Genomic DNA, 24,039 nt, shown 5'->3' on the forward strand with positions numbered 1-24,039 from the left:
CGCGTGATGTTCACTTGAGGGATGAGAGCCATCTGGAAAGGTGCCATCGCGTTTGGCCTCGTCAACGTGCCCGTGAAGGTCTACAGCGCCACCGAGGACCACGACATCAGCCTCCACCAGGTCCACAATGCCGACGGCGGCCGGATCCGGTATCAGCGCCGCTGCGAGGTGTGCAGCAAAATCATCGACTATTCGGACATCGACAAGGCGTTTGAGGACGAGGGCCGGACGGTGGTCCTGTCCAAGGATGAGCTCAAATCCATCCCGGCAGAGAACAGCCACGAGATCGAGGTGGTCCAGTTTGTTCCGTCGGAGCAGCTGGAACCGATGATGTTCGAGAAGAGCTATTACCTGGAACCGGATTCCAAGTCGCCCAAGGCCTATGTCCTGCTGCGCCGGGCGCTCGAGGATACGGATCGTGTGGCCATCGTCCAGTTCGCCCTGCGCGAGAAGACACGGCTGGGGGCGCTGCGCATCAAGGACGAGGTGCTGGTGCTGCAGTCCCTGCTGTGGCCCGACGAGGTCCGGGACGCCAGCTTCCCTGCGCTGGACACGTCCATCCGGATTTCCGCCCAGGAACGCGAAATGTCCGCCGCCCTCGTGGAGTCCATGGCCGCGGATTTCGAACCCGAGCACTTCACCGATGACTACCAGGTGCAGCTCCGGAAGCTCATCGACGCCAAGCTGGAGAAGGGCGATTCGCTCGATACCGACGAAACGTTCGGCGCCGAAGCGGGTGAGGGCGGCAACGGCGAGGTCATCGACCTGATGGAGGCGCTGAAGCGCAGCCTGGAGCGGAAGCGCGGCGGCGGGAAGCCTGCCGCCTCTGAGGATGCGGACGCGGACGACGCCGGCACAGGAGAAAGTGCCGACAGTCCCGGCGGGAAGGCTCCCGCCAAAGCCGGTGCCAAGACTGCTGGGACGAGGACAACGAGCGCCAGGACGGCTGCGGCGAAGTCCTCCGAAACCAAAACCGCCGCCGCGAAGCCTGCGGCGAAGGCCACTACCACGCGGGCGCGAAAGGGTGCTTGAGGCGGTCCGCGAAAAAGCGGACCGGGAATGCGTAGACCGCAAGCGTGCTGTGTTGGTGGGGATGGCCGCCGCCTAGGAGTTCCGCAGGGCGGAGATAAGCTCGCTCTTCTTTTTGGCTGAGTAGCCGGTGAGGCCTATTTCCTTGGCTTTGGCCTTGAGTTGCGGGACGGTCCAGTCGTCGTAGTCGCCGGATTTCCCGCCCTTGCGGCCCACCGCGGAGCGGCCTTTCTTGGCGGCCGCGTTCGAGATACGGGCGGCTTTCTGCTTGGACGCGCCGTCCTCGCGCAGTTCCTCGTAGAGTTCAGGATCTTTCAGGCTCGGGTTCTTTTTGCCGGGCATGTCGTCCTCCTTCACCGGGACCGGGAAATCCTGGACGCCGAAGCGCCGTAATGGCTGGTCAGGCTTCCACGCTAATTCCGGGGTTGGGGAAACACAAGGAAACCCTAAGTTTGCTTGCTTCCGCGCCGAGTCCTAGCCCCAGACGCTTTACAGCGCGCCCCGCTGCGGCCACAATGGGTCGCATTGCAGCCCTGTGCAACAGCGTGCTGTCACTCGAAGCCTGTCAAGGAAAAAGCCTGTCAAAGGAGAGGGGCGCCAGCATGAATGACAAAGTGGACGTAGACGAGGCAGACCGGGCTCTGAAGCAAAAGCACCGGGCCATGTGGGCCTCGGGGGACTACCCGGCACTGGCTAGTGAGCTGGTGCAGGATCTCGGGGCCATTCTGGTTGATGCCTGCGGAATCAAGCCGAAACAGCACGTTTTGGACGTGGCTGCCGGCGCCGGCAACGCGGCCATCCCTGCGGCCATGATGGGTGCCCATGTGGTGGCCAGCGACCTCACCCCGGAGTTGTTCGACGCCGGGCGCCGGCAGGCTGCCGATCGCGGCGTCGGGCTTGAATGGGTGGAAGGTGACGCTGAGGCGCTGCCGTTCGAGGACGATTCATTTGACGTGGTCACGTCCTGCCTGGGCGTGATGTTCGCTCCGCACCATCAGGCCGGCGCGGACGAAATTGTGCGGGTGTGCAAACCCGGCGGCACCATCGGCCTGCTCAGCTGGACGCCCGAAGGCTTCATTGGAAGGATGTTTGCCACCATGAAGCCGTTCGCGCCGCCGCCCCCGCCCGGAGCCCAGCCGCCCCCGCTGTGGGGCAGCGAAGACCACGTGCGGGAACTCTTCGGCGACAGGATCACCGATATCCAGGCGAAAAAGCGCACGCTGGCCATCCGCAGTTTCCACCAGCCGGAGGACTTCCTGCGGTACTTCAAGTCCCACTACGGTCCCACCATTTCGGTCTACAAGTTCATCGGCGACGACCAGGACAAGGCACAGGCCCTGGACAAAGCCCTGACCGAACTGGCTGATTCGTTTGGGGAGGCCCACGGTGATGCCGTATGGCAAATGGACTGGGAATATCTGCTGTTGACCGCCAAGGAGGCCCGGTAGTGCCCGTGAACCTCGTGGCCACATCCACCATCACCATTGATGCTCCGGCGGAGCGCGTCTGGAAGGTAATCACCGATCCGGCCGCCGTGAAGGAATTTATGTTCGGCGCGGACCTGGAAACCGACTGGACGGAAGGTAGCCCCATCGCGTGGCGCGGCGAGTGGGAAGGCAAGCCCTACGAAGATAAGGGCAAGATCCTCGAGGTAGATCCCGGCCGCAAGCTGGTCCACACGCACTTCAGTCCGCTGGGCGGCGAAGAGGACAAGCCGGAAAATTACCACACGCTCACCTGGACCCTCGAGGACCAGGACGGTGCAACAACGCTCACGCTCTCACAGGACAACAACGCCAACGAAGACGCGGCGGAGCACTCCAAGAGCATGTGGGACATGCTCGTGGCGGACGTCAAGAAGATCGCCGAACGCGGGTAAGTAGCCCAACTGGGTAGCAGTAACTGTCGTTAAGCGCGTCCGTAACGACACTTGCTGCTACCTAGTTGGGCCAGACGCTTAAGAACCAGCGGCCGCCGTCGTACCTTCCCCAAAGAGGGGACAGGCGCAACGGCGGCCGCCGGCGTGAAGCCGCTACTCGGCGTCGTGATCCGTTTCCAGGATCTGAACCAGACGCGCCAGGGCGTCATCCGCGCCGGTACCTTCGGCGCGGAGCACCACAACGTCGCCGTGGGCGGCACCCAGGCTCATGAGGGACAGGATGCTCGCGGCGTCCATTGCCTCATCGACCGGCTCGCCTTGGCGGGCGATGGTGATGTCCAGGTCGAACTCGCCGGCGGCCTCCGCAAAGATGGCGGCGGGGCGGGCGTGCAGGCCTACTCGGCTGGCGACGGTTGCGGTGCGTTCTGACATTCTTGCTCCTTTTTCTTTCGGCGCCTGTTGGTTCAGCGCCGTGAATCTGTGGTGTGTACGGCCGGGTCAGACGGTTGCGGGAACGGACTCCACGGTAGCAGCGGGTTCGCGGACGGCCCAGCGCTTGAGACCGATCACTGCCAGGGCGGTGACGATGGTTCCAGCCGCGATCGCGACAACGAACATCAGGAAGTTGTCGATGGCGAAGAACACGAAGATTCCTCCGTGAGGGGCCTTGGATCCTACGGCTGCCGCCATGGAGATGGCGCCGGTGACTGCTCCACCCAGCATGCTGGCGGGGATAACGCGGAGCGGGTCGGCGGCGGCGAACGGGATGGCGCCTTCGGAGATGAAGGAAGCTCCCAGGAGCCACGCAGCCTTTCCGTTTTCACGCTCGGCGAGGCTGAAGCGCTTTTTGTCCAGGACGGTTGATGCCAGCGCCATGGCCAGCGGCGGCACCATGCCTGAAGCCATGACGGCGGCCATGATCTGCCACGGAGCCTGGTTGTCCAGCGTTGCGGCACCAAGGCCGGCGACGGCGAAGGCGTAGGCGACCTTGTTGACCGGGCCGCCGAGGTCGAAGCACATCATGAGACCCAGGATGATGCCCAGGGCGATGGCGCTGGCGCCGGTAAGGCCGGACAGCCACGTGTTCAGTCCCGCTGTGAGGGCGACGATCGGGCCACCCAGGATTAGGAACATCAGGCCCGACGCAACCAAGGAGGCGAGCAGCGGGATGATTACCACCGGCATCAGGCCGCGGAGCCAGCGCGGTACGGCCCAGGTTCCAATCACATGGGCGACGTAGCCGGCGAGCAAGCCGCCGACGATGCCGCCGAGGAAGCCTGCACCCATGAATCCAGCTACGGCGCCGGCGACGAAGCCTGGGGCGATCCCGGGCCTGTCAGCGATTGCGTAGGCGATGTAGCCCGCAAGGGCGGGCACCAGGAAGCCCATGGACAGGGCGCCGATCTTGAAGAGCACGGCACCGAGGTAGGCGCCCAGCGGGCCCCACGCGTTGTCAGGGTATTCGGTGGGCAGGTTGAAGATGCTGTTGTCCACCACGATTGCATCGGCGAAATCAGTGATCAGATAGCCACCCATCAGGAAGCCCAGGGCGATCAGCAGGCCGCCACCGGCGACGAACGGGATCATGTAGCTGACGCCCGTGAGCAGGGCCTTCTTCAGCTTCTGGCCGATGTGCTCGCCCTTTTCCATGGCCGCATTATCAGCCTGTTCCTCGGCACCGAAGTGCGGAACCCGGCGTGCGTTCGGGTTGTCAGCCGCGGCGAGAGCCTCTTGGACCATCTTGTCCGGCTCGTCGATGCCGCGTTTGACCGGCGCGTTGATGACGGGCTTGCCGGCGAAGCGTTCCTTGCCCCGGACATCCACGTCCACCGCGAAAATCACGGCGTCGGCGGCGGCGATGACGGAGGGGTCCAGTGGCTTGGCGCCTGAGGAACCCTGGGTCTCCACCTGCAGGTCCACGCCGACTTCCTTGGCCGCGGCGACGAGTGAGTCCGCTGCCATGTAGGTGTGGGCGATGCCGGTGGGGCACGCGGTCACAGCCACCAGGCGCTTCGGCCGGGCCGCAGACCCGGCAGCGGAAGCAGCGGCGCCCGCGCCGGCGGCTGCCTCAGCAGGAGCGGCATCGGACGCAGGAGCGGCAGCGTGCGACGCCGGCTTGTCCGCCAGGGCGCCGTCCACCAGTTCCACGATTTCCTCGCGGGAAGACGCTGCACGCAACGCGGCAGTGAAGTCCTTTTTGATCAGGGACCGGGCCAGCTTGGACAGCAGCTTCAGGTGCTCCTGGTCCGCGCCGTCGGGGGCGGCGATGAAGAAGATCAGGTCCGCGGGGCCGTCCTTGGCGCCGAAGTCAACCTTGGGGTTGAGCCGGGCCATGGCCAGCGTGGGTTCGATGACCGCAGCAGAGCGGCAGTGCGGGATGGCGATGCCGCCGGGGATGCCGGTGGCGGTCTTCTGTTCGCGGGCGAAGGCGTCGGCGAAGAGTCCTTCAACTTCGGACGCGCGGCCGGTGGCAGCTACTTTGCTGGCCAGGTGCCGGATCACGTCCTCGGGCGAGGTGCCCAGGTTCTGGTCGAGCTCGACCAGTTCGGTGGTGATGAGCTGAGTCACTGTCAATCCTTTCGAAGGGCCGTGATGGTTACGGCATCCGGGGTGGTTTGGTGGACTGCCGGGACAGTGGAACCCGGCAGGGAGGCGGCGGCGGCACCGTGTGCCACTGCCTGACGGAGGCAATCGGCCGGGGCGGCGCCCTGGCCGTGTGCGAGCAGATAGCCAGCCAGCGATGAATCGCCCGCGCCGACAGTACTGACCGCGGCGACCGGCGGATGCGTGGCCAGCCACGCGCCGTCGGCCGTTACTAGGACAGCTCCCTTGGATCCGAGAGTTGCCAGCACAGCACCCACACCGGAACGCACGACGGCGGCGGCGGCCGCTGCAGCAGATTCCGGATCCGCTTCAAGTTCGTCTGCGGTAAACGCCGTGGCGAAGCCGGCTGCAGCAGCCAGTTCCGCCAGTTCCTCGGCGTTGGGTTTGAGGAGGTCCGGTTTCCCGGACACACCGTCCTGTGACGTGCCATGCTGTGCCGTGCCGTCCGGCGAGATGCCGGAGACGGCGGCGACGAGCGGGCCGCCGGAGGAGTCGACGGCGATCAGCGGGGCGCCGCCGTTGGCTGCCGCCCGCAATCGCCGCGTGACGGTGGCGTAGAAGTCGGCCGGGAAGCCGGGAGGCAGGGAACCGGCCAGGACCACCCAGCTGGCGCCGCGGGCGCGTTCCAGCAGCAGGCCGATCAGGGCTTCCTGCTGGTCCTCGCTCAGCCGCGGGCCGGGCTCGTTGATCTTGGTGGTCACGCCACCCGGCTCGGTCAGCGCCACGTTGGTTCGCAGCGGCTCGTCGATGGGAAGGGCCGCGAACGGCACGCCATCGTGGAGCAGCCCGGCGAGGACGGGATCACTCGCGGCGCCCGGGAGCACCGCGATGGTCTCCAGGCCGGAGGCAACCAGGGCGCGGGAGACGTTGACGCCCTTGCCGCCGGATTCCTGGCTGACCGAGACGGCGCGCTGGACTTCGCCGCGTTCCAGGGGTCCGGGCAGGGCCACCGTGCGGTCCAGGCTGGGGTTGGCCGTGAAGGTGACGATCACGCGATCACCACGTCGACGCCGGCCTCGGTCAGGGCTGCCGCCAGTTCGGGGCTGGGCTCGCTGTCTGTAATCAAGGTGTCCAGATCTTTCAGGGAGGCGAACTGGACTAGGGTTTCTGCGTCCAGCTTGGAGGAATCGGCCAGCACCACGATGCGGCGTGCCGAATGGACGAAGGCTGCCTTGACGGCGGCTTCTTCAGGATCGGGCGTGCTGAGGCCAAAGGTGGGGTGGATGCCATTGGTGCCGATGAAGGCGATGTCCGGGCGCATCCGCTGCGCGGCCTCCACTGTTGACTGTCCCACGGCGGCCTGGGTGAGGCCGCGCACGCGGCCGCCCAGGATCTGGAGGGCGATTCCGGGAGCGCTGGACAGTTTGGCTGCGATGGGAACGGCGTGGGTGATGACCACCAGTTCGGCTCCAGTTTCGCCGGCGGAAGGTTCGACGGCGGCGCGGCGGGAGAGGAGGTCGGCCAACGCTTCGGTGGTGGAACCGGCGTCGAGCAGGATGCTGCCGGACGAGGCCTGGGGGATCAGGGCCAGTGCAGTCTGCGCGATGCGCATCTTCTGGTCCGGGCGCTGGATGGTCCGTTCGTTGATGCTTTCCTCGGTGGTGCTGAAGCGGTCGGCCGCAACTGCTCCGCCGTGGACCCGCCGCACGGTGCCGGTGGTTTCGAGCGTGGCGAGGTCGCGGCGGACGGTTTCGGTGGTGATGCGGAAGCGCTCCGCCAGCATGGTCACGCTGACCCGGCCCGTGCCCGCGACTAGCTCGGCAATCTTCTGCTGGCGCTCCTCGGCGAACACGTACCCTCCATTGCGTAAAGTGCTGAATCCCAGCGGCTGTGACGTCCAGTGATTGGCATCACATGATGTTGAATTACTTGACTTTATCTTCGCTTATGTTGGTTTGTCAATGGAAACCCACAAGAAACAAAGTCCGCAGGCCGGGTCTTCGCGCGGAACGGAAAAGCCGGGCCGGGCCTGTGTGGTCCGGCCCGGCGTCCGGGTGGTTGTGGAGCCTAGATACCGCCGTCGCGGCTTTCGTTGCGGGTGATGCGCTCGCCGGTGTTGGGATCAACCACCGAACGGGTTTCGCTGACCCGGCGGCTGCGGCCCGGTGAGGCCAGGATGAGGGAGGCGATCAGCCCGATCACGCCAACAGCCATCAGGATGTAGCCAACCATGACCTGGTCTATGAAGGGGATGAGTCCCGGGGCGACGGCCCAGGCCAGGATGGCGCCGAGTGCAATAAGGAAGATGGAGGAACCGATTCTCATGACTTGCTCCTTGTTGTCCGCTGATCTTGGAGGGGCGGTACTACGCGCGGCAGCATCCTGTGCGCCGCACTTGCTAAGCATGCTTTCCAGCGTCAGGCTACCTTACGTGTCCGGTGTTGGGCGGAACGCTGGCCTCAAATCCCGAGTCGTGCCCGGCTCCCCAGTCGATGTGGTGACGGTAGACCCAGTCCGGACGGTGGACCGCAGCCCGTCCGCGCCTATCAGCAGGTGGCCTTCGGCGGACGTGCCGTCGTCGAATCCTGCGGTCACGCCGTCGGGGGTTTCGGTCACGGAGCTGAGCCCCTTTCCGTACAGGATGCGGATGCCCCGACGCGTCGCTTCCGTGCGGAGCAGTCCGTATAGCTCGGAGCGCGTCAGTGTGCGGGCGGTGGTCCCGTCCGGCAGGGCGCCGCCGTACTTGAAGTCGATCAGGTGGCGTCCCGTCGAGCCCAGGTACATGGACATCCGCGGCGTGCTGAACCCCAGCCCTGCCGCGGCGTGCTTCAGCCCAAGGGTGTCCAGGGCGTCGAAGCCGTTGACGGCGACGGTAAGGAAGCCTCCGACGCCGTCCGACGGGCCGCCGTACGCTTCGAAGACAACGGGCGTGTGCCCCGCCTTTTGCAGTGACAGGGCCGTCGCCAGCCCTGCGACGCCGGACCCGATGATGAGGCAGTTCAACATGGCTGTTCTCCTTCTGATTTATTTCGTTCTCCGAACTGCGGGGACTCTCGGCCACCGAGGGCAAGGCGATCGACATTCTGATGCGCTTCGGCCCCCTGACGGCGGGGGAGTTCGGCGAGCGGCCGGGCTTGGCCCCCGCATCCGTGACCGGCCTGATGCGGCGGCTTGAGGCCAAGGGTGTGGCCCGGCGCGTCCGGCATCAGGAGGACAGGCGCAAGGTGCTGATCGAACTGGTGGGTGACCAGGCCTCTGCCGCGGCGCCCTATTTCCTGGATTCATGGGCGGGCTGGCGGCCCTGCTGGAGGGCTACAGCGACGAGCAGTTGCGGACCATCGCCGACTTCTCATCCAAGGCTGCTGCGGTCCAGAAGGATGCGGCCGGGCACCTCGGGTCCGGGGCAGAATAGAGAGCCAAGCACGGCGGGCGGCTTTTCCGGCACATTCGCGGCAGGAGTCGATGCGAGCCGCTGGCCCGCTGGACTGGCTACGCTGATCCGATGGAAACAGTTACGTGGTCCAAGCCGGAAAGCGAACGGGACGGCACGCCGCTGCTGGTCATGATGCATGGCTACGGCACCGATGAGTCGCGGATGGTGCGGCTGTTCGAATACCTGCCTGCCGAGTTCACTTGTGTTGCCCTGCGCGCACCCATGGTGATCGGCGACCACTACGGCTGGTTCCTGCTGGACTACTTCCTGGCCAACGATTTCGCGGATGTCATCGCGGCCACCAACACCGTCCAGGCGTGGATTAACTCCGTCAGGGGCCAGCACAGCAGCGTGAGTCTGTTGGGTTACTCGCAGGGGATGGCCATGGCCAGCACGCTGCTCCGGCTCCATCCCGCGGATTACAAGGCCACGGTTGGGCTTTCCGGTTTTGTGCTGGAAAACGAGCTGTTGTCCCTGACCGAATCCTTCACGGCCCCGCCGCCCTTTTTCTGGGGGCGGGACAAGGCGGACCTGGTGATCAATGAGGACGCCACGGCCTACACCGGACAATGGCTGAACGAAAACACCCGGTTGACCGCCAGGACGTATCCGGGCATGGGCCACGCCATGAGCAAGTCGGAGATGGTGGACGTTAGCGCGTTCCTGCGCCACTACGTGCCCGGCTGAACTGCGTCATCGGTCCAAGCGCGTGATCGGTTGAACCCTGTGCCCGCCCGGGCGTGTGCCCCGTATCGCAATATGAGAAAAAACAGTTGCGCGCGAAATTTGTAAGCGCTTACACTCGTCGGTGGCCGGCTCTTTGCGGGCCATTGGAAACCGTCGGAAAGGGCAGCCGGACAGGTGCCATGTGCCAGGCCTCTATCCAGGCCTCCTGCCCGCCTTGCGCCGCGATGCCTGCTCCGCCAAGTTGTCAGGCCGTGCCAAGGCGCTCATGATGGAAGAAGACGTTAAACAGCAGCCCATCGGCCCGCCGTGGTTTTACCGTGGCCCTTAGCCGCCTCTGCTGACCCCGGCGGCATCGTGGCCGCCCCTCTCCGCTCCTTGCTTGGACCCCTCCTTGCTGCCCGCCGCTTTTCTGCCAGCCCTTCCACGTTCCGCCTGTATGCACAGCCCCGCTTACATAGCCCCACTACTTTCCGCCCAGTGACATCCCGCCCGTGACATCCCGCCTGTTGCCCGCCGTCTGAAAGGACACCGCGCATGACTGACGTTCTGAAAACCCAAAGCACCAGCTGGACCACTGCCTCCGCCATCCTGTTCGACCTCGACGGCGTGCTGACCCCCACAGCCACTGTCCACGAACAGGCGTGGAAGGAACTCTTCGAGGGCTTCCTGGCGTCCCGTCCGGATGTGCCCGGCTACCGCGAGGACGATTACTTCGATCACATCGACGGCAAGCCCAGGTTCGACGGCGTCCGGGACTTCCTGGCGTCCCGCGGCATCGTGCTGCCCGAAGGCGAGCCCAGTGACGGCACCACCGGTCAAGATTCCGCCGAGATCCCCGGGCAGGACACCACCGTCCAGGGACTGGGCAACCGGAAGAACAAGGTTTTCAACGACATCGTCAGCGCCGGCGTCGAGCCGTTTGAAGGCTCGGTGCGCTTCCTGGAAGCCGCCGTGGACCGCGGACTCAAGGTCTCCGTCGTCTCCTCATCCCGGAACGCCCCGGCTGTGCTTAAAGCCGCCGGCCTGAACGGGTACTTCGAAATAGTGGTTGACGGTGTGGTGGCTGCGGCCCAGGGCCTGCCCGGCAAACCGAGCCCCGCCACGTACCAGTACGCCGCGGAACTGCTGGGCCTGCCCAGCGAAGAATGCGTGGTGGTTGAGGACGCCGTCTCGGGTGTCCAGGCCGGACACGCGGGGCAGTTCCACTCGGTGATCGGCGTGGACCGCGGCGCCGGCCGGCAGACCCTGCTCGACGCCGGAGCCACAAGCGTGGTCAACGACCTCGACGAACTGCTCTAACAGCCATCGCCGCCTGACGCTCCCCCGGCCTCAGGCACGAAGCACTTCCCCGCAACGCACAACGCCAAAGGACCCCAACACCATGGCTCTTATCACCGCGGACCGTGAACGGTTCCCCAACACCTCCTGGCAGCTTGTGGAAACACAGCACCAGCCGGGCAGCGCGGGCACCCTTGAGACGCTCTTTGCCCTGGGCAACGGCCATCTGGGTATCCGCGGTGCGCACTGGGCGGCCTCGGACGCAGACCTTCCGGGCAGCTTCATCAACGGCCTCCATGAGATCTGGGACATCAAGCATGCGGAGAACGCGTTCGGCTTCGCCCGGACCGGACAGCGGATCATCTACATCCCTGACGCGAACAACTTCACGGTGATCATCGACGGCGAGAGCCTGACCCTCGCCGAATCAGCCGTGCTGGACTACCGCCGCTCCGTCGACTTCGCCACCGGCATCTACGAATGCCGGATCACGTGGCTGTGCCGGTCCGGCGCCACGGTGACCACCACAGAACGCCGCGCCGTGGGCTTCGCCTCACGCGGCAGCCTGGGCATCTCGCTCGAAGTCGCCGCGGACCGCGAGGTTTCCGCCGACGTGACGTCCTCCGTCATCAACCGCCAGGACCAGCCTGTGGAGGACCACTCGGCGCATGACCCGCGCCGGGCAGGCCGGCACGCAGGCCGGGTTCTCCTGCCGGTAAGGACCGACGGCGGCGACGGCTCGCTCCGTCTCTCCTGGGAAGCGGCGGAATCCGGGCAGCGCGTGGGAATCGCCGTGGACCACTGGACTTCCGCCGGCCACCAGCCCTTTGAGACCGTTGCAGGCGAAGACGACAGCAGCGTCCGGTACGTCCTTGCCGTCCGCGCCGACGAGCCTTTCCGGCTCGAAAAGAGCGTCAGCTATGCCGCCGGCCGCGGCGTCCAGGACTCGGACCGGGACGCGGCGGAGGCCGCCGAAGCCGGGCTCCGGTCTGTGGAGGACATCTTCACCGAGAGCCGCGAGCATTACCGCGCGTACTGGGACACCTCGGACATCGTGGTGGGTGGCCAGCCCGAGCTCCAGCAGGCCATCCGGTGGAACCTGTTCCAGCTGGCCCAGGCCACCGCGCGGGCGGACATCGCCGGCATCCCCGCAAAGGGGGTCACCGGATCGGGTTACGAGGGGCACTACTTCTGGGACCAGGAGGTCTACCTCCTGCCCTACCTCACCTACACGAACCCCGACGGCGCCCGTCAGGTCCTGGAGTTCCGGCACGACATGCTGCCAGCCGCCAAAATCCGGGCCAAGGAGCTCAGCGTGGAGGGCGCACTGTTCCCGTGGCGCACCATCAACGGCCTGGAAGCCAGCGCCTATTACGCCGCCGGCACGGCGCAGTTCCACATCGCAGCGGCCATCGCCTTCGCCACCAACCGCTACCTGTGGGCCAGCGGCGACGAAACCTTCCGCGAGGGTATGGGTGCCGAACTCCTGATCGAAACCGCCCGCATGTGGGCCGCCTTGGGCTTCTTCGGCAAGGACGGGGCCTTCCACATCCACGGCGTTACCGGCCCTGATGAGTACACGGCGGTTGTCAACGACAACCTCTACACCAACGTGATGGCCCGCTTTAACCTGCGCGCTGCTGCGGCGCTGGACCACCCGGAGATCGACGACGCCGAACGCGAGCTGTGGGAGCAGGCCGCGGCCCGCATCCACCTGCCCTTCGACGAAGACCTGCAGGTCTACTCGCAGGACAACGACTTCATGACCCTGGAGCCGTGGGACTGGACCACCCCCCGGTCCAAGTACCCGCTGCTGCTGAACTTCCACCCGCTGGTGATCTACCGGCACCAGGTGCTGAAGCAGGCAGACACAGTGCTGGCCATGTTCCTGCAGTGGCAGGACTTCTCCGCCGAGGAGAAGCGCCGCGCGTTCGATTTTTACGATCCCATCACCACCGGCGATTCCACCCTGTCCGCCTGCGTGCAGGGGATCATGGCTGCCGAGGTGGGGCACCCTGAGGCCGCCCTGGAGCACTTCACGAACGCCGTTTTCATCGACCTGGACGACACCCACGGCAACACGATCGACGGCGTGCATATCGCCTCCGCCGGGGGTGTCTGGAGCTCGCTGGTCTCCGGCTTCGCCGGGCTCCGGGACCAGGGCCACCTGCCGTTCTTCGATCCGCGGCTCCCGGCCGGGTGGGAGGCATTGTCCTTCCACCTGAAGATCCAGGGCCGGTTGCTGCTGGTGGAGCTCGACGCCGGTGCACTGACACTGAGCGTCCGCAGCGGCGGACCGCTCGACGTGGATGTCCGCGGCCAGGTGCTCAGCATCGGCGCGGAACCGGTCCGGATTGCCCTGGAGCCTGTTGAGGTTCCGGAGCGCACTGTCTTCCCCAGCGGACCCCCGACGGCGAGCCTCCCCATTGTGGGGTTCCGCGCCTGACGTGATTGCGCGCCTGACGTGATTGCGCGCCTCAGGTGACGGGGTGCGTCAGTCTCCTGCCGCCGTCGTGCGTTCCACTTCAACCTGCCTGTCCAGCGGGTGGGCCAGTTCGTCGGCGGGCATCCGGGCGGCGATCATGGCGATCACCGCCAGGGCGGGGCAGACGACGCCGGCGGCCAGGAAAATTGCCCAGATGGGGAAGACCTCGGCTGCCGGTCCGGCCAGTGCCATGGAGATGGGCATCAGCGCGAGGGACACAAAGAAGTCCAGGCTGGAGACCCGTCCCAGCAGGTGGCTGGGCACGCGTCGCTGCAGCAGCGTGCCCCAGATGACCATGCCCACGCTGCCGGTGGCGCCCCAGACGAACATTGCGGCGGCCACGGTCCAGAAGCTGTCCAGAAAGCCGACGGCGGCGAGCGGCAGGCTGCCCGCACCCCAGGACACCATCATCACCGTGAGATAGCGGCGCGGCAGTTTCAGGGATGCGGTGACCAGCGAGCCGACGGCCCCGCCCACGCCCATCACGGCCAGCAGGAAGCCGAACATTCTCGAGTCGCCGCCGAGCTGGTCGCGGACCACAAACGGCATCAGCACTTCGATGGGACCGATCAGGAAGAGCACGGAAACGCAGGCCCACAGCAAGGTCCACAGCAGCCACGGTGTGCGGATGGTGTAGTTGATGCCCTCGCGGAGGTCGTGGAAGAAGGACGTTTTCGCGTGGCCCGTTGCCCCGGCGTCTTCCCCGGCCCCGGTGCTCCCGCCGTGAGCCCCGCCGTCGGCCCCGTTGTCGGGTGCGTCCAGGGCATGGCGCCCCAGGAAGTTCAGGACGATGAACGCCAGCAGATGGCAGGTGGCCACTCCGGTCACGGCGTGCGACGGCGAGAGCGCCGCCACCACCACGCCCGCGACGGCGGGTCCGGCCGCCTGCTGGAGGATGGGCCGCATGGTCCCCTCCATGCCGTTCGCGGCCAGCAGGTCCTCGGGCGGCAGGATGCGCGGCAGGATCGCGGAGTAGGCAGGGAAGAAGAACGCGGCGCCCACGCCCAGCACAAAGCTGCCCACGGCGAGATGCCACAGCTGCAGCCACCCTGCCATGGCCAGCCCGCTGATCGCCGCGATAACGGCGAGGTTGGCGCCTTCAACGGCAATGATCAGGAGCCGCTGCGGCACGCGGTCAGCGGCGATCCCGCCCGCGAGCACGAAGGCCACCAGGCCGATGCTGCCGGCAGTGGCCACCAGGGACAGCTCCAGCGGGCCGCCGCCGAGGTGGATCACCTGGTAGACCATGGCGACAGCCCACATTCCCGATCCGAAAATGGAGATGGCCAGCGCCGCGATGAGGACCCGGTACTCGCGGTGCGCAAAGGGCCGCAGCGCTTGGAGTGTGGGCATAGGGCAAGTCTAGGCTGGGCTGGATTTTGGCGGAACTCAACGCCGGGGCCCGGCGCCGGGACCGCTTACTCTTAAGCACCCTTAGTGTTAAGGCAGGGCCGCAGCCAAAAACTGCCGGCGGACACAAGCAATACCGAAGCAGAGGTGACCATGGCCAAGCGCAGCAATCCCGCAGTACGTATCGCACAGGAGACCGCCCACAACGCGGTGTTCGACGCCGACGGCAAGCCGAAACCCGGAGTCCACAACATGCTCCTCCGGGCAGTCGAAATCCAGCGGCCGCTGGTGCTCGCCTACGTCCGGCGGCTGCAACGCAAACACCCGCGCGCCAGCGCCGCCAGGCTCGCGGAGATCCTCGAACGCGACTACCTGCGGGCGGTGACCGGCGGCGGTGCGATCGTCGGGGCAACCGCCGTTGTGCCCGGCGTCGGAACCGTGGCCTCCCTGGGCCTCTCCGCCGTGGCTACCGTTGGCTTCCTCGAAGCCACGGCACTTTATGCCACCTCGCTGGCGGAACTTCATGGCATCCGGCTGACCAACCCGGAAAAGGCCAGCACCATGGTCATGGCCATCATGCTGGGCGAGGAGGGGGCTTCACTGCTGGGAACGCTGAGCGGCCAGGCCATGGGCAAGGGAGCCAGCGCCACCCAGGCATGGGGCAACGTGCTGACCAAGTCCATGCCATCGGGCTTCGGTGCCATTCGGAACAAGATCCAGAAGGCCTTCCTCAAGAACCTGCTCAAACGCCAGGGCACGGCGCTGCTTGGCCGGGCGCTTCCGTTCGGCATCGGCGCGGTGGTGGGCGGTGCCGGTAACCTCATAATGGGCCGTGCCGTGGTGGCCAACGCCAAGGAAGCCTTTGGTCCGATGCCGGACACCATCCCGGGGGAGCTCAAGGCCGTGGCGGCGGAACCGGAAAAACTTACTTTGGAAGGCAACAACCTTGGATCTTAACGCTGACCTCGGCGAATCGTTCGGCTCGTGGAACATGGGGGACGACGCCGCCATGTTCCGGCTGGTGACCAGCGCGAACGTGGCCTGCGGCTTCCACGCGGGGGATCCCGTCACCATGCTGGACAGCTGCCGCGCCGCCTTCGAGCTCGACGTCACCGTTGGTGCGCACGTGGGGTACCGGGACCTGGCCGGCTTCGGCCGCCGGTCGCTGGACATGTCCTTCGACGAACTGTTCGGTGACGTCCTCTACCAGCTGGGCGCGCTCGACGGCGTGGCGCACGCCGTCGGGGCCTCCGTTGACTACGTCAAGCCGCATGGCGCCCTGTACAACCGCCTAGTCCACGACGCCGAGCAGGCCTCCGCCGTGGTTGCCGCCATCCAGGCCTACGACCCCGGCCTGCCGATCCTCGGCCTGCCGGGCTCGCAGCTGCTGATCCAGGCCAAGGAAGCCGGCCACCCGGTTTTTATTGAGGCTTTTGTGGACCGCGCCTACCAGGCGGACGGGACCTTGGTGCCGCGCTCCCAGGCTGGTGCTGTCCTCCACGACGTCGACTCGATCGTTGAGCGCGCAGTGCGCCTCGCGACGAAGGGCGAAGTTGTGGCCGTGGACGGAACGGTGGTTCAGGTCCGGCCCGACTCCCTGTGCATCCATGGCGACACCCCCGGGGCCGTGGAAATGGCCGCCGGTGTTCGTACCGGGCTCGAAGCGGCCGGCGTGCAGCTGGAGTCCTTCGCGTAACCGCCCCGCGTTGCCTTAGAAGGGCCAGGTCAGCCGAACACCAGGTGCGCCGCGCTGAAGATGACCAGCCCGGCCAGTGAGCCCACCACGGTGCCGTTGATCCGGATGAACTGCAGGTCCTTGCCCACCTGGAGTTCGATCTTCTGCGACGTTTCCTCGGCATCCCAGCGGGCCACGGTATCGGTGATCACGCCGGCGATGTCGGAGCGGTAGGTCCGCACCAGGTAACCGGCGGCGTCGCCGATCCAGGCATTGACCTTGCCGGCCAGTTCGGCGTCGTTCACCAGGCGTGAGCCGAAATCGCGCACCGCCGTCTTGAACCGAACCGTCAGTTCACTGTCCGGATCGTCCACCGCAGACAGCAGGGCGCTCTTCACGGTTCCCCAGGTGCGGGAGGCCAGTTCGCGGACCTCGGGATCTCCCAGAACCTGTGCCTTGATGTCTTCGGCCCGGGCGATCATCGCGGGATCGTGCTGAAGGTCCTGCGCGAGGTCGTTCAGGTATTTGTCGATCTGCTGCCGGACCTGGTGGTTCGGATCGGACTGGACGGCGCGCGTGAACTTGAGGATCTCCACGTACACCTTGTCGCCCACGAGCCCGTCCACGAACTGCGGGACCCAGGTGGGGGACCGGTCGGAGACCAGCCGGCTGACGGTTTCGTGATTGTCGTCCACCCAGTCCGCGGCGCGGTCCACCAGCAGGTCCACGAGCTTGTGGTGGTGCCCGTCGGCAAAAATCCGTTCCGCCATCCTGCCCACCGGCGGTCCCCACGGCGGAGCCAGCAGGTGCTTACGCACCATTCCCTCGATGACCGCCTGGACGTCGTCGTCGTTCAATACCTTGAACACGCCGCGGATGACGGCGGCACCCTCCTTCGCCACGCGCTCGGCGCCGCCCGGACCGGCGAGCCATTGGCCGGCCTTCCGCGCCACGTCCACCGAAGCGAGCTTCTCCTGGACCACCTGCTCGGACAGGAAGTTGGTCTCCACAAACTCGCCCAGCGACGCCCCGATCTGGTCCTTGCGGCGCGGGATAATGGCGGTGTGCGGGATCTTGATGCCCATGGGGTACTTGAACAGCGCGGTCACGGCGAACCAGTCGGCCAGCGCGCCCACCATGCCGCCTTCGGCCGCGGCGCGGACGTACTGCAGCCACGGATACTCCTTCTGCAGCGCGAACGCGAACACAAAAATGACGGCCATGGCAATGAGGAGTCCCAGCGCCACAAGCTTCATTTTCCGCAGCGCTGCCGCCTTTTCGACGTCCCCGGCACTGAGTTGATGACCGACGACGGCGGCGCCCCCCTTGGGGGGCCGCGGCGCCGGACCTGTGGGCCGGGACGGGTCCTGGCGGGTAGTTGGCTCAGAGTTCACCTGCATGTGCCCAGCCTAGCGCCGAGCCACCGGGCGGCGTCCGCTAGCGTGTCCTCATGACATTCGAGGAGCCTGAGCCGGAACGGCCGCTGGTGTTTGCCCACAGGGGCGCCAGCGCTGCATTTGCCGAACACACGCGCGCCGCCTACCTCCAGGCCATTGCCGACGGCGCGGACGGGGTGGAGTGCGACGTCCACTTGACGCGGGACCAGCACGCCGTGCTGCTCCATGACGCCAACCTGGACCGGACCTCGGACGGAACCGGACCTGTTGCTGACCGAACACTGGCGGAGTTGCGGCTGCTGGACTTCTCGTCCTGGAAAGGCGCCCGGATCCCGGAGGAATACGGCGCAAAGTCAGAGCAGCTCCTCACGCTCCCTCAACTCCTGGACATCCTGCGCGGCGCTGGCCGGCCGATCGGCCTGGCAATCGAGCTCAAGCACCCCAGTCCTTACCAGCTGAAACTGGAAGACCGTGTGCTGGACGTGCTCCGGGGCGAAGGCTGGGACGACGGAACTTCCTCGGTGGACAACATCCAGGTGACGTTCATGAGCTTCAGCCCGGATTCCGTAAAGCACCTGCTCCGGAGTGTGCCGGCCGAATTCATCTGCCAACTGGTGGACGACATCGACGTCGACGAACTCCGCGACGAACTCAGCCTCGGCCCCCTGGCTGGCGGCGCCATCGCCAACCTGATGAAGGCGGCGCAGCTGGAAGGCGAACGCATCCTGGACGAGTGCGACGTGGGACTCGCGGGGCCCGGAATCATGTACGTCCGCGAGCACGCCCGGACCGTGCAGCGCTGGCTGGAGTCCGGTCGCCGCTTCCGCGTGTGGACCGTTGATTCGGAACGGGATGTGGCGCTCTGCCAAGGGCTGGGAATCCACGAGATCACCACGAACAAACCAGCCAGGGTATTGGCGCAGCTGCAATCGAGCGGGCAACAGGTCCAGCTGCCGTCCTGAGTCGTTGCTGTTCAGTCGTTGCCGTTCAGCCGCTGCTGTTTAGCCCCCGGGGCGGCGCTGTGATTGAGTGGACCCATGCCTTTTCGCTGGTCCGCCCGGGCCACCCAAACAGTGTCCGCGGCGGCCATGAGCGCGCTGCTGATGACCAGCGCCATGAAGCACTTCCGCGAGCCACGGTTCTTCGAACAGGTGGTCCCGGATTATCTGTGCCGCGAGACTCCAGGTGCCGGCGGCGAGTCGCCGGAGGGGCACGAAGTGCCAGCGCCCGACGGCGGCAGGCGGCCCCTGGCGGTGATGTCACGGGAGGAATGGATTGCGGTGAGCGGACTGCTGGAAGCGGGTGCCGCCGTCGGCCTCCTGATCCCGGTGTCACGGCGGGCAACAGCCACCGCCGTGACTGCAATGTTCACGGTATTCCTGGCCGGCCACGTGGACGCACTTCGCCGCGCCTATGGCTCCGCCGGATCCCCGACGCAGCGCAAGGTACAAACCGTCCGGTTTCCGCTTCAGCTGCCGCTCATCCTGTGGGCTTGGAGCTTGCGGAACCCGGGACGACGGCGGTGAAGTTGCTCGCCTCGCCCGCCGTGCGGGTGGGAATCTCGATCAGCATCGCCACCGGCCTCTACGGAGTGTCCTTCGGCGCCCTGTCCGTCACCTCAGGTCTTGATTTCTGGCAGACCATGGCGCTCAGCCTGCTGCTTTTCAGCGGCGGTTCCCAGTTCGCGTTCATCGGTGTGGTGGCGGGTGGAGGCTCCGGAATTGCCGCCATGAGCGCAGCCACGTTGCTGGGCATGCGGAACGGCATCTACGGCATGCAGCTCAACGCCCTCCTGCATCCGACGGGCTGGCGGAAGTATGTTGCCGCACAAGTCACCATTGACGAGTCGACCGCCACCAGCAGCGGGCAGACCGACCCCGACGAGCAACGCCGCGGTTTCTGGACGGCCGGCATCGGCATCTACGTACTCTGGAACCTTTTCACCGCCGTGGGGGCCCTCGCAGGAAGCGGATTGGGTGATCCCAAACAGTGGGGCCTGGACGGTGCGGCAGTGGCCGCATTCCTGGCCCTGCTGTGGCCGCGGCTCAAGGGGCGGGAACCGGCGGCGATTGCCGTGGTGTGCGCACTCGCCACGGTTGTAGCCGTGCCGTTCGTTCCCGCAGGCGTGCCCATCCTGATCGCCGCCGTGGTGGCTGCACTGATCGGCTGGTTCAGCCACGGACGCAGTGATGAAGGCCTGGAGCCGGACGTGGATCCCTACGACGAGCACCATGGGCGTCGGGACAAAAACCGGGACGCGCACCTGGACAATCAGAGGGACAGCCACGGGGACAGCCACGGGCAGACGGGGCAGGCGGGCGCATGAATCTCTGGATCTGGTTGTTGCTGGCGTGCTTCCTTGCCTACGCGTGGAAGCTGGTGGGCTATTTCGTCCCGGCGAAGCTGCTGAAGGACCCCCGGATGTCGCGTATCGCCGGCACCATGACCATCGGACTTCTGGCATCCCTGACCATTGTCAACACTGTGGCGTCCGGCCAGACGTTGGCCGCCGACGCGCGGCTGGGAGCCCTCGCCGCCGCAGCCGTCGTGTTGGCTTTCCGGGCGCCCTTCCTGCTGGTGGTGGTGGTGGGAGCCGGTGCCGCAGCCCTGCTGCGGCTCATCGGATGGAACTGACCGCCAGGTGAAACCGACTCCGAAGCACTGGTGGTGCGGCTCATATGCGTTATAGCATGGGCCTGGCTATGCAGTTGGCCGTGGACTCTCGTGAGAGCGCTGACCATGGAAATAAGGCTGCACCCAGCCGGTGCGAGACCCGGCAAAACCCGCCGTCCAGCACGTGATGGATGGCGCGCCGGGCTTCCGGTCAAGCGCTTCTTTACCCGGTTCCGGTCTCTGGCAGACCTGCCGCCGGAGGACCTGGTTGTACTCTCCGAGCGGATGAGACTGGCTCTGGACGTCAGTCAGGGAGCAAACATCACCGCCCTGCACGCGGCCGTACGGGCCGAACTCCGAAACCGGGAAACGGAACCTGACGATTGATGGCCGGCCGGTGTATCGGCGTGAGGCTGTCGCTACGGCCTAAAGGAGTCAGTCAAGATGAACGAACAGCCAGAGCCCAACACCCCGGATCCGGATAGCGGAACCGACAACCCCCAGGCTGCAGACCCGAAGCCGCGGCCGGTCTATGACACCACTGTCTCCGAATCGACGCGGGAACTGCGGGATACTTCCCGGCGCCGCCGCGATGCGGAGGAGAAGCTGCAGCAGCACCTGTTGGAGGCCAAGGAGCACGTGCCCCATCACTACGATCATGAGCCTCACAAGCACGGCCAGGAGCCTCCCCCGGCGGAGGGGAAAGGCAGCGCCGGGCCGCAGGAGAACACGCCCGAAGAAACCAAACATCAACAAAAGAACCCCGGGGGCGACGCCAGCTGATTGGGCTCATCGTCAGCACGGCACCGCCACCCTCGTGGTCCGGGCCGTAGGCCGGTCAGGCGGTTTGCTCATCCTCTGGCGACCCGGTCCGGCGGGCGCTTTCCTCGACGGCCAGCTCATACCACGCCTGCGCACCGAATACCGGGGTGGGAGTGTCGAGGTTTTGGTAGAGGGCGTCCAGCAGATTGGCCAGGTCCTCCGCCGCCAGCGACGGCAGGATCTCCTCGGGGCCGCGGGGGTCGTGGATAATCTGGGACAAGTGTGTCTGGTTCATCGGCGGACGATGGCGTTGGACTGGCTGCGCTGGAGGTGTTTCACTCATGCTCCCTCAGAAGATTCAGAGGCTGGCTGCGTAACCTTACCTGAGTCTAATCCAACGTTTGGACACCAACAATGGGGCGCCCGTGGTGGTGGTCCGGCGGGAGGGCGCGGGTGTCAGGTGAACTGTGGACCCTGTAGCTGTGGGGCGGGCAGCGGCACATGCGCGGGCAACGGGCGGTGGGGCCGTTCAGTGCGGATGGCGTCCTCGATCAGTGCCAGCGGGCGGCGCCAGGCGTCGGAACCGGGCTCCATGGTGTCCACGACGCCGATCAGCATGGCGAGCAGGCGGAACATGTCGGTCATGGAAATATCGGAACGCAGGGTGCCTTGACCCTGGCCGCGGCCAAGCAGGACGCTCATGGAATCCATCAGCGAGCCGGTGATGCCGGTGAGGAGTTCGCGGCGGCCCGCAACGGCGCCCAGCAGGTTGGCATCAGCGCTGGCCGCGGCCATGATGGCTTCGAGGACGCGCAGCAGTCCCGCAGTTGCGTCGATGTCCGCCAGCGCGTCCGCCATAACGGGGTCCACGGTCTCGCGGAGCTGCCGGTTGAGGGCGGCCAGGACCAGCTCCTCCTTGTCGGCGAAGTTCCGGAACAGGGTGGCCGGGCCAACACCTGCCGTCAGTGCGATGGTCTGGAGGGGAACCTCGGGACCATGCTCGCGGAAGCACAGGCGCGCGGCCAGGATGATCTTGTCCACGTTCCGGGCAGCGTCTGCGCGTAGTGGCTTGCGGACGACAGCAATGCTCATTCGTTCAGGTTAGCAATGCCGCAGGCAGCCTTCACGGTTACCGGAGGGTAGCAACGTATGTGACGCTTCGCCGGCCTCACCAGACCCGTTTCGGGTTGGGCCACATGGCAGACTTGCCCTATGTTGCTTGCATTTTCAGTCGCCCCGTCCGGTACGCCTGCAGGGGGATCGCGTCCCACCGACGCATCAGTGCACGACGCCGTTGCGGCCGCCGTGCGGATCGTCCGGGAGTCGGGCCTGCCCAACCAGACGGACTCAATGTTCACCACCATCGAGGGCGAATGGGACGAGGTGTTCGACGTCGTAAAGCGCGCCACCGAAGCCGTGGGAAAGTTTGGCAGCCGTGTCTCACTGGTCATCAAGGCAGACATCCGGCCCGGTTATAAGGGCGAGCTCAGCGCCAAGGTGGACCGCCTTGAAGGGGCACTCTCGGACGGCTCCTAGACTGGTGCCTACGCCGAGTCCTAGACCGTCGCGTGCCTGCGTGCCAGACTGTGGCCATGTTTGAGCACAAGACCCAGCCTGGGTGGGTGGCAGTGGAAGACTTCCTCACAACCACGGTGGTGCACCCAGACTCTGCACTTAAGCAGGCGGTGCGCTCCGCCGTCGACGCAGGGATGCCGCCCATTGAAGTTACGCCCAACGCCGGCAAGCTGCTCAAGCTCCTGGTCCAGCTGTCCGGCGCCCGCCGGGTGCTGGAGATCGGCACGCTCGCAGGGTTCAGCACCATCTGGATGGCGCAGGGACTGCCCGACGGCGGCCGGCTGGTGACGTGCGAATACCTCGCCAAACATGCGGACATCGCCAGGGCGAATGTGGAGGCTGCCGGCTTGGGGGACAAAGTTGAGATCCGGGTGGGCGCCGCCCTGGACACCTTGGCCGCGCTGCAGTCGGAGGGCCAGGAGCCGTTCGATTTTGTGTTCATCGATGCGGACAAGGAAAACGACGCCGCGTACCTTGAGTGGGCCGTGCGCATGGGCAGGCCGGGAACCGTGGTGGTCCTGGACAACGCCGTCTGGGAGGGCGCGGTGCTGGATCCTTCCATGGACCAGATCAATGCCCCCGGGATCATCAGCGCCCTGGAACTGCTGGGCCGGCATCCGCAGCTCGATGCCACCGTGATCCAGACGGTCGGGTCCAAAGGCTGGGACGGGTTCGCTCTGGCACGCGTCCGCTAAGTGCTGACCGCAAGCATTTAACCGCAAGCCAGTGACCCCGAGCGGCTGACTTCTGGGCGCAGACTGCATCCGTTCATCCAGAATATTGCTAAGTATGCTTAGAATGACTGTCCGGCCGATGCCTGTCCGGAACCGCCTGCAGTGGAGGAACACGATGAAAGCGTCACCCACCCTTGCCAGCAATCTTCAGATGGTCCTTACGGACCTGATTGAGCTGCATCTCCAGTCCAAGCAGGCCCACTGGAACATAGTGGGCACCAACTTCCGCGACCTTCACCTGCAGCTCGACGAGATCATCGCCAGTGTCCGGCTGTTTGCGGACCAGACGGCGGAGCGGATGCGGGCCCTGCACGCCCTGCCCGACGGACGGAGCCACACCGTAGCCGCAGACACGCGTCTTGCTGAGCTCACCGGCGGCCTGATTTCCACGAAGGACGCCGTCAAACTGGTCACTGCCAGGCTCGAACGGACAGTGCAGACAATGCGGGATGTCCACGATGACGTGGATGAAGAGGATCCCACCAGCGCGGACCTGCTGCATGCCGCCATCGAACGCCTGGAACGGCTCGCGTGGATGGTCAACGCGGAAACCATGACTCCGTCCGCGGCCGTCACCGAACCGGCGGCTAAGTAGGCA

The 24,039-nt window shown here is 66.0% G+C and carries 28 protein-coding genes and 1 pseudogene; 18 read left to right on the top strand and 11 right to left on the bottom strand.

All coding sequences use genetic code 11. From position 1 onward, the window contains the following. The first annotated feature begins 21 nt into the window (after positions 1-21). Positions 22-1,032, top strand: a complete 1,011-nt coding sequence (gene ku / locus ACX80X_RS14895; RefSeq protein ID WP_252614558.1) for a non-homologous end joining protein Ku — start codon at positions 22-24, stop codon at positions 1,030-1,032. 72 nt (positions 1,033-1,104) lie between these two features. Here ku and ACX80X_RS14900 read toward each other — a convergent pair whose 3' ends face one another. Further along, positions 1,105-1,371, bottom strand: coding sequence for a DUF7218 family protein (locus ACX80X_RS14900; RefSeq protein WP_056348983.1), 267 nt, complete (start codon positions 1,369-1,371; stop codon positions 1,105-1,107). Positions 1,372-1,631: 260 nt separating this feature from the next. Here ACX80X_RS14900 and ACX80X_RS14905 point away from each other — a divergent pair, with 260 nt between their 5' ends. Continuing rightward, the gene (locus ACX80X_RS14905; protein ID WP_252600632.1) at positions 1,632-2,477 is read left to right on the top strand and encodes a class I SAM-dependent methyltransferase; all 846 of its coding nucleotides are present in this window, start codon (positions 1,632-1,634) and stop codon (positions 2,475-2,477) included. Further along, complete coding sequence (locus tag ACX80X_RS14910) at positions 2,477-2,908, top strand: SRPBCC domain-containing protein (RefSeq protein WP_252600630.1); 432 nt, start codon at positions 2,477-2,479, stop codon at positions 2,906-2,908. The genes ACX80X_RS14905 and ACX80X_RS14910 overlap by 1 nt, the downstream gene beginning before the upstream one ends. Before the next feature lie 153 nt (positions 2,909-3,061). On the opposite strand, the gene ACX80X_RS14915 is transcribed toward ACX80X_RS14910, so the two are convergent. The 6 genes from ACX80X_RS14915 to ACX80X_RS14940 all read right to left on the bottom strand — a co-directional run bounded on the left by ACX80X_RS14915 (position 3,062) and on the right by ACX80X_RS14940 (position 8,458). Next, entirely contained in the window at positions 3,062-3,340 is a 279-nt protein-coding gene (locus ACX80X_RS14915) for an HPr family phosphocarrier protein (RefSeq protein WP_056348975.1), read from the bottom strand. A gap of 66 nt (positions 3,341-3,406) precedes the next feature. Then, on the bottom strand, positions 3,407-5,476 hold the full coding sequence (locus ACX80X_RS14920) for a PTS fructose transporter subunit IIABC (protein ID WP_252600628.1): 2,070 nt from the start codon (positions 5,474-5,476) through the stop codon (positions 3,407-3,409). A 2-nt stretch (positions 5,477-5,478) separates the two neighbouring features. Then, positions 5,479-6,504 carry a 1-phosphofructokinase family hexose kinase gene (locus tag ACX80X_RS14925; protein ID WP_252600626.1) on the bottom strand — a complete coding sequence of 342 codons (1,026 nt, stop codon included), beginning with the start codon at positions 6,502-6,504 and terminating at the stop codon, positions 5,479-5,481. After that, a complete protein-coding gene (locus ACX80X_RS14930; RefSeq protein ID WP_252600625.1) occupies positions 6,501-7,304 on the bottom strand; it encodes a DeoR/GlpR family DNA-binding transcription regulator in 804 nt (267 codons plus the stop codon). The genes ACX80X_RS14925 and ACX80X_RS14930 overlap by 4 nt, the downstream gene beginning before the upstream one ends. 215 nt (positions 7,305-7,519) lie before the next feature. Then, positions 7,520-7,777: a DUF6458 family protein gene (locus ACX80X_RS14935; protein WP_056348963.1), complete on the bottom strand. Its 258-nt coding sequence runs from the start codon at positions 7,775-7,777 to the stop codon at positions 7,520-7,522. Positions 7,778-7,879: 102 nt separating this feature from the next. Continuing rightward, complete coding sequence (locus ACX80X_RS14940) at positions 7,880-8,458, bottom strand: FAD-dependent oxidoreductase (protein WP_252600623.1); 579 nt, start codon at positions 8,456-8,458, stop codon at positions 7,880-7,882. Positions 8,459-8,493: 35 nt separating this feature from the next. Here ACX80X_RS14940 and ACX80X_RS14945 point away from each other — a divergent pair. The 5 genes and pseudogenes from ACX80X_RS14945 to ACX80X_RS14965 all read left to right on the top strand — a co-directional run. Then, a pseudogene (locus ACX80X_RS14945) lies at positions 8,494-8,667 on the top strand (MarR family transcriptional regulator); the annotation flags it as partial. A 68-nt stretch (positions 8,668-8,735) separates the two neighbouring features. Then, positions 8,736-8,864, top strand: a complete 129-nt coding sequence (locus ACX80X_RS14950) for a hypothetical protein (RefSeq protein ID WP_256471108.1) — start codon at positions 8,736-8,738, stop codon at positions 8,862-8,864. 90 nt (positions 8,865-8,954) lie between these two features. Beyond that, entirely contained in the window at positions 8,955-9,572 is a 618-nt protein-coding gene (locus ACX80X_RS14955) for an alpha/beta hydrolase (RefSeq protein WP_252600621.1), read from the top strand. A 534-nt stretch (positions 9,573-10,106) separates the two neighbouring features. Beyond that, positions 10,107-10,871, top strand: a complete 765-nt coding sequence (locus ACX80X_RS14960; RefSeq protein ID WP_252614556.1) for an HAD family hydrolase — start codon at positions 10,107-10,109, stop codon at positions 10,869-10,871. Positions 10,872-10,953: 82 nt separating this feature from the next. Next, the gene (locus ACX80X_RS14965; RefSeq protein WP_252614555.1) at positions 10,954-13,296 is read left to right on the top strand and encodes a glycoside hydrolase family 65 protein; all 2,343 of its coding nucleotides are present in this window, start codon (positions 10,954-10,956) and stop codon (positions 13,294-13,296) included. A 48-nt stretch (positions 13,297-13,344) separates the two neighbouring features. Here ACX80X_RS14965 and ACX80X_RS14970 read toward each other — a convergent pair whose 3' ends face one another. Next, positions 13,345-14,688, bottom strand: a complete 1,344-nt coding sequence (locus ACX80X_RS14970; RefSeq protein ID WP_252614554.1) for an MFS transporter — start codon at positions 14,686-14,688, stop codon at positions 13,345-13,347. A gap of 150 nt (positions 14,689-14,838) precedes the next feature. On the opposite strand from ACX80X_RS14970, the gene ACX80X_RS14975 reads away from it, so the two are divergent. Both ACX80X_RS14975 and ACX80X_RS14980 read left to right on the top strand, forming a co-directional pair. Beyond that, a complete protein-coding gene (locus ACX80X_RS14975) occupies positions 14,839-15,642 on the top strand; it encodes a hypothetical protein (RefSeq protein WP_252600614.1) in 804 nt (267 codons plus the stop codon). Continuing rightward, on the top strand, positions 15,632-16,381 hold the full coding sequence (locus ACX80X_RS14980) for a LamB/YcsF family protein (RefSeq protein WP_252600613.1): 750 nt from the start codon (positions 15,632-15,634) through the stop codon (positions 16,379-16,381). The genes ACX80X_RS14975 and ACX80X_RS14980 overlap by 11 nt, the downstream gene beginning before the upstream one ends. A gap of 29 nt (positions 16,382-16,410) precedes the next feature. Here the strand turns inward: ACX80X_RS14980 and ACX80X_RS14985 are convergent, their stop codons facing one another. Beyond that, positions 16,411-17,760, bottom strand: a complete 1,350-nt coding sequence (locus ACX80X_RS14985) for a DUF445 domain-containing protein (RefSeq protein WP_252614553.1) — start codon at positions 17,758-17,760, stop codon at positions 16,411-16,413. A gap of 50 nt (positions 17,761-17,810) precedes the next feature. Between ACX80X_RS14985 and ACX80X_RS14990 the strand changes: the two genes are divergently transcribed. The 5 genes from ACX80X_RS14990 (at position 17,811) to ACX80X_RS15010 (ending at position 21,153) form a co-directional block, all read left to right on the top strand. Then, entirely contained in the window at positions 17,811-18,719 is a 909-nt protein-coding gene (locus tag ACX80X_RS14990; protein WP_252600609.1) for a glycerophosphodiester phosphodiesterase, read from the top strand. Positions 18,720-18,794: 75 nt separating this feature from the next. After that, positions 18,795-19,283, top strand: a complete 489-nt coding sequence (locus ACX80X_RS14995; RefSeq protein ID WP_252600607.1) for a DoxX family protein — start codon at positions 18,795-18,797, stop codon at positions 19,281-19,283. After that, positions 19,280-20,083: an AzlC family ABC transporter permease gene (locus ACX80X_RS15000; RefSeq protein WP_252600673.1), complete on the top strand. Its 804-nt coding sequence runs from the start codon at positions 19,280-19,282 to the stop codon at positions 20,081-20,083. The genes ACX80X_RS14995 and ACX80X_RS15000 overlap by 4 nt, the downstream gene beginning before the upstream one ends. After that, the gene (locus ACX80X_RS15005; protein ID WP_252600605.1) at positions 20,080-20,391 is read left to right on the top strand and encodes an AzlD domain-containing protein; all 312 of its coding nucleotides are present in this window, start codon (positions 20,080-20,082) and stop codon (positions 20,389-20,391) included. The genes ACX80X_RS15000 and ACX80X_RS15005 overlap by 4 nt, the downstream gene beginning before the upstream one ends. Before the next feature lie 423 nt (positions 20,392-20,814). After that, the gene (locus tag ACX80X_RS15010; protein ID WP_252600603.1) at positions 20,815-21,153 is read left to right on the top strand and encodes a hypothetical protein; all 339 of its coding nucleotides are present in this window, start codon (positions 20,815-20,817) and stop codon (positions 21,151-21,153) included. Positions 21,154-21,208: 55 nt separating this feature from the next. On the opposite strand, the gene ACX80X_RS15015 is transcribed toward ACX80X_RS15010, so the two are convergent. Beyond that, on the bottom strand, positions 21,209-21,427 hold the full coding sequence (locus ACX80X_RS15015) for a hypothetical protein (RefSeq protein WP_252600601.1): 219 nt from the start codon (positions 21,425-21,427) through the stop codon (positions 21,209-21,211). Between the two features lie 161 nt (positions 21,428-21,588). Beyond that, positions 21,589-22,224, bottom strand: coding sequence for a TetR/AcrR family transcriptional regulator (locus ACX80X_RS15020; RefSeq protein ID WP_252614552.1), 636 nt, complete (start codon positions 22,222-22,224; stop codon positions 21,589-21,591). A 120-nt stretch (positions 22,225-22,344) separates the two neighbouring features. On the opposite strand from ACX80X_RS15020, the gene ACX80X_RS15025 reads away from it, so the two are divergent. The 3 genes from ACX80X_RS15025 to ACX80X_RS15035 all read left to right on the top strand — a co-directional run bounded on the left by ACX80X_RS15025 (position 22,345) and on the right by ACX80X_RS15035 (position 24,036). Further along, positions 22,345-22,668, top strand: coding sequence for a thiamine-binding protein (locus ACX80X_RS15025; protein ID WP_252600597.1), 324 nt, complete (start codon positions 22,345-22,347; stop codon positions 22,666-22,668). 56 nt (positions 22,669-22,724) lie between these two features. Beyond that, positions 22,725-23,402, top strand: coding sequence for an O-methyltransferase (locus ACX80X_RS15030; protein WP_252600596.1), 678 nt, complete (start codon positions 22,725-22,727; stop codon positions 23,400-23,402). A gap of 154 nt (positions 23,403-23,556) precedes the next feature. Next, positions 23,557-24,036 carry a Dps family protein gene (locus ACX80X_RS15035; RefSeq protein ID WP_252614551.1) on the top strand — a complete coding sequence of 160 codons (480 nt, stop codon included), beginning with the start codon at positions 23,557-23,559 and terminating at the stop codon, positions 24,034-24,036. Positions 24,037-24,039: the final 3 nt, after the last annotated feature.

This window comes from Pseudarthrobacter sp. MDT3-1 (assembly GCF_054510755.1).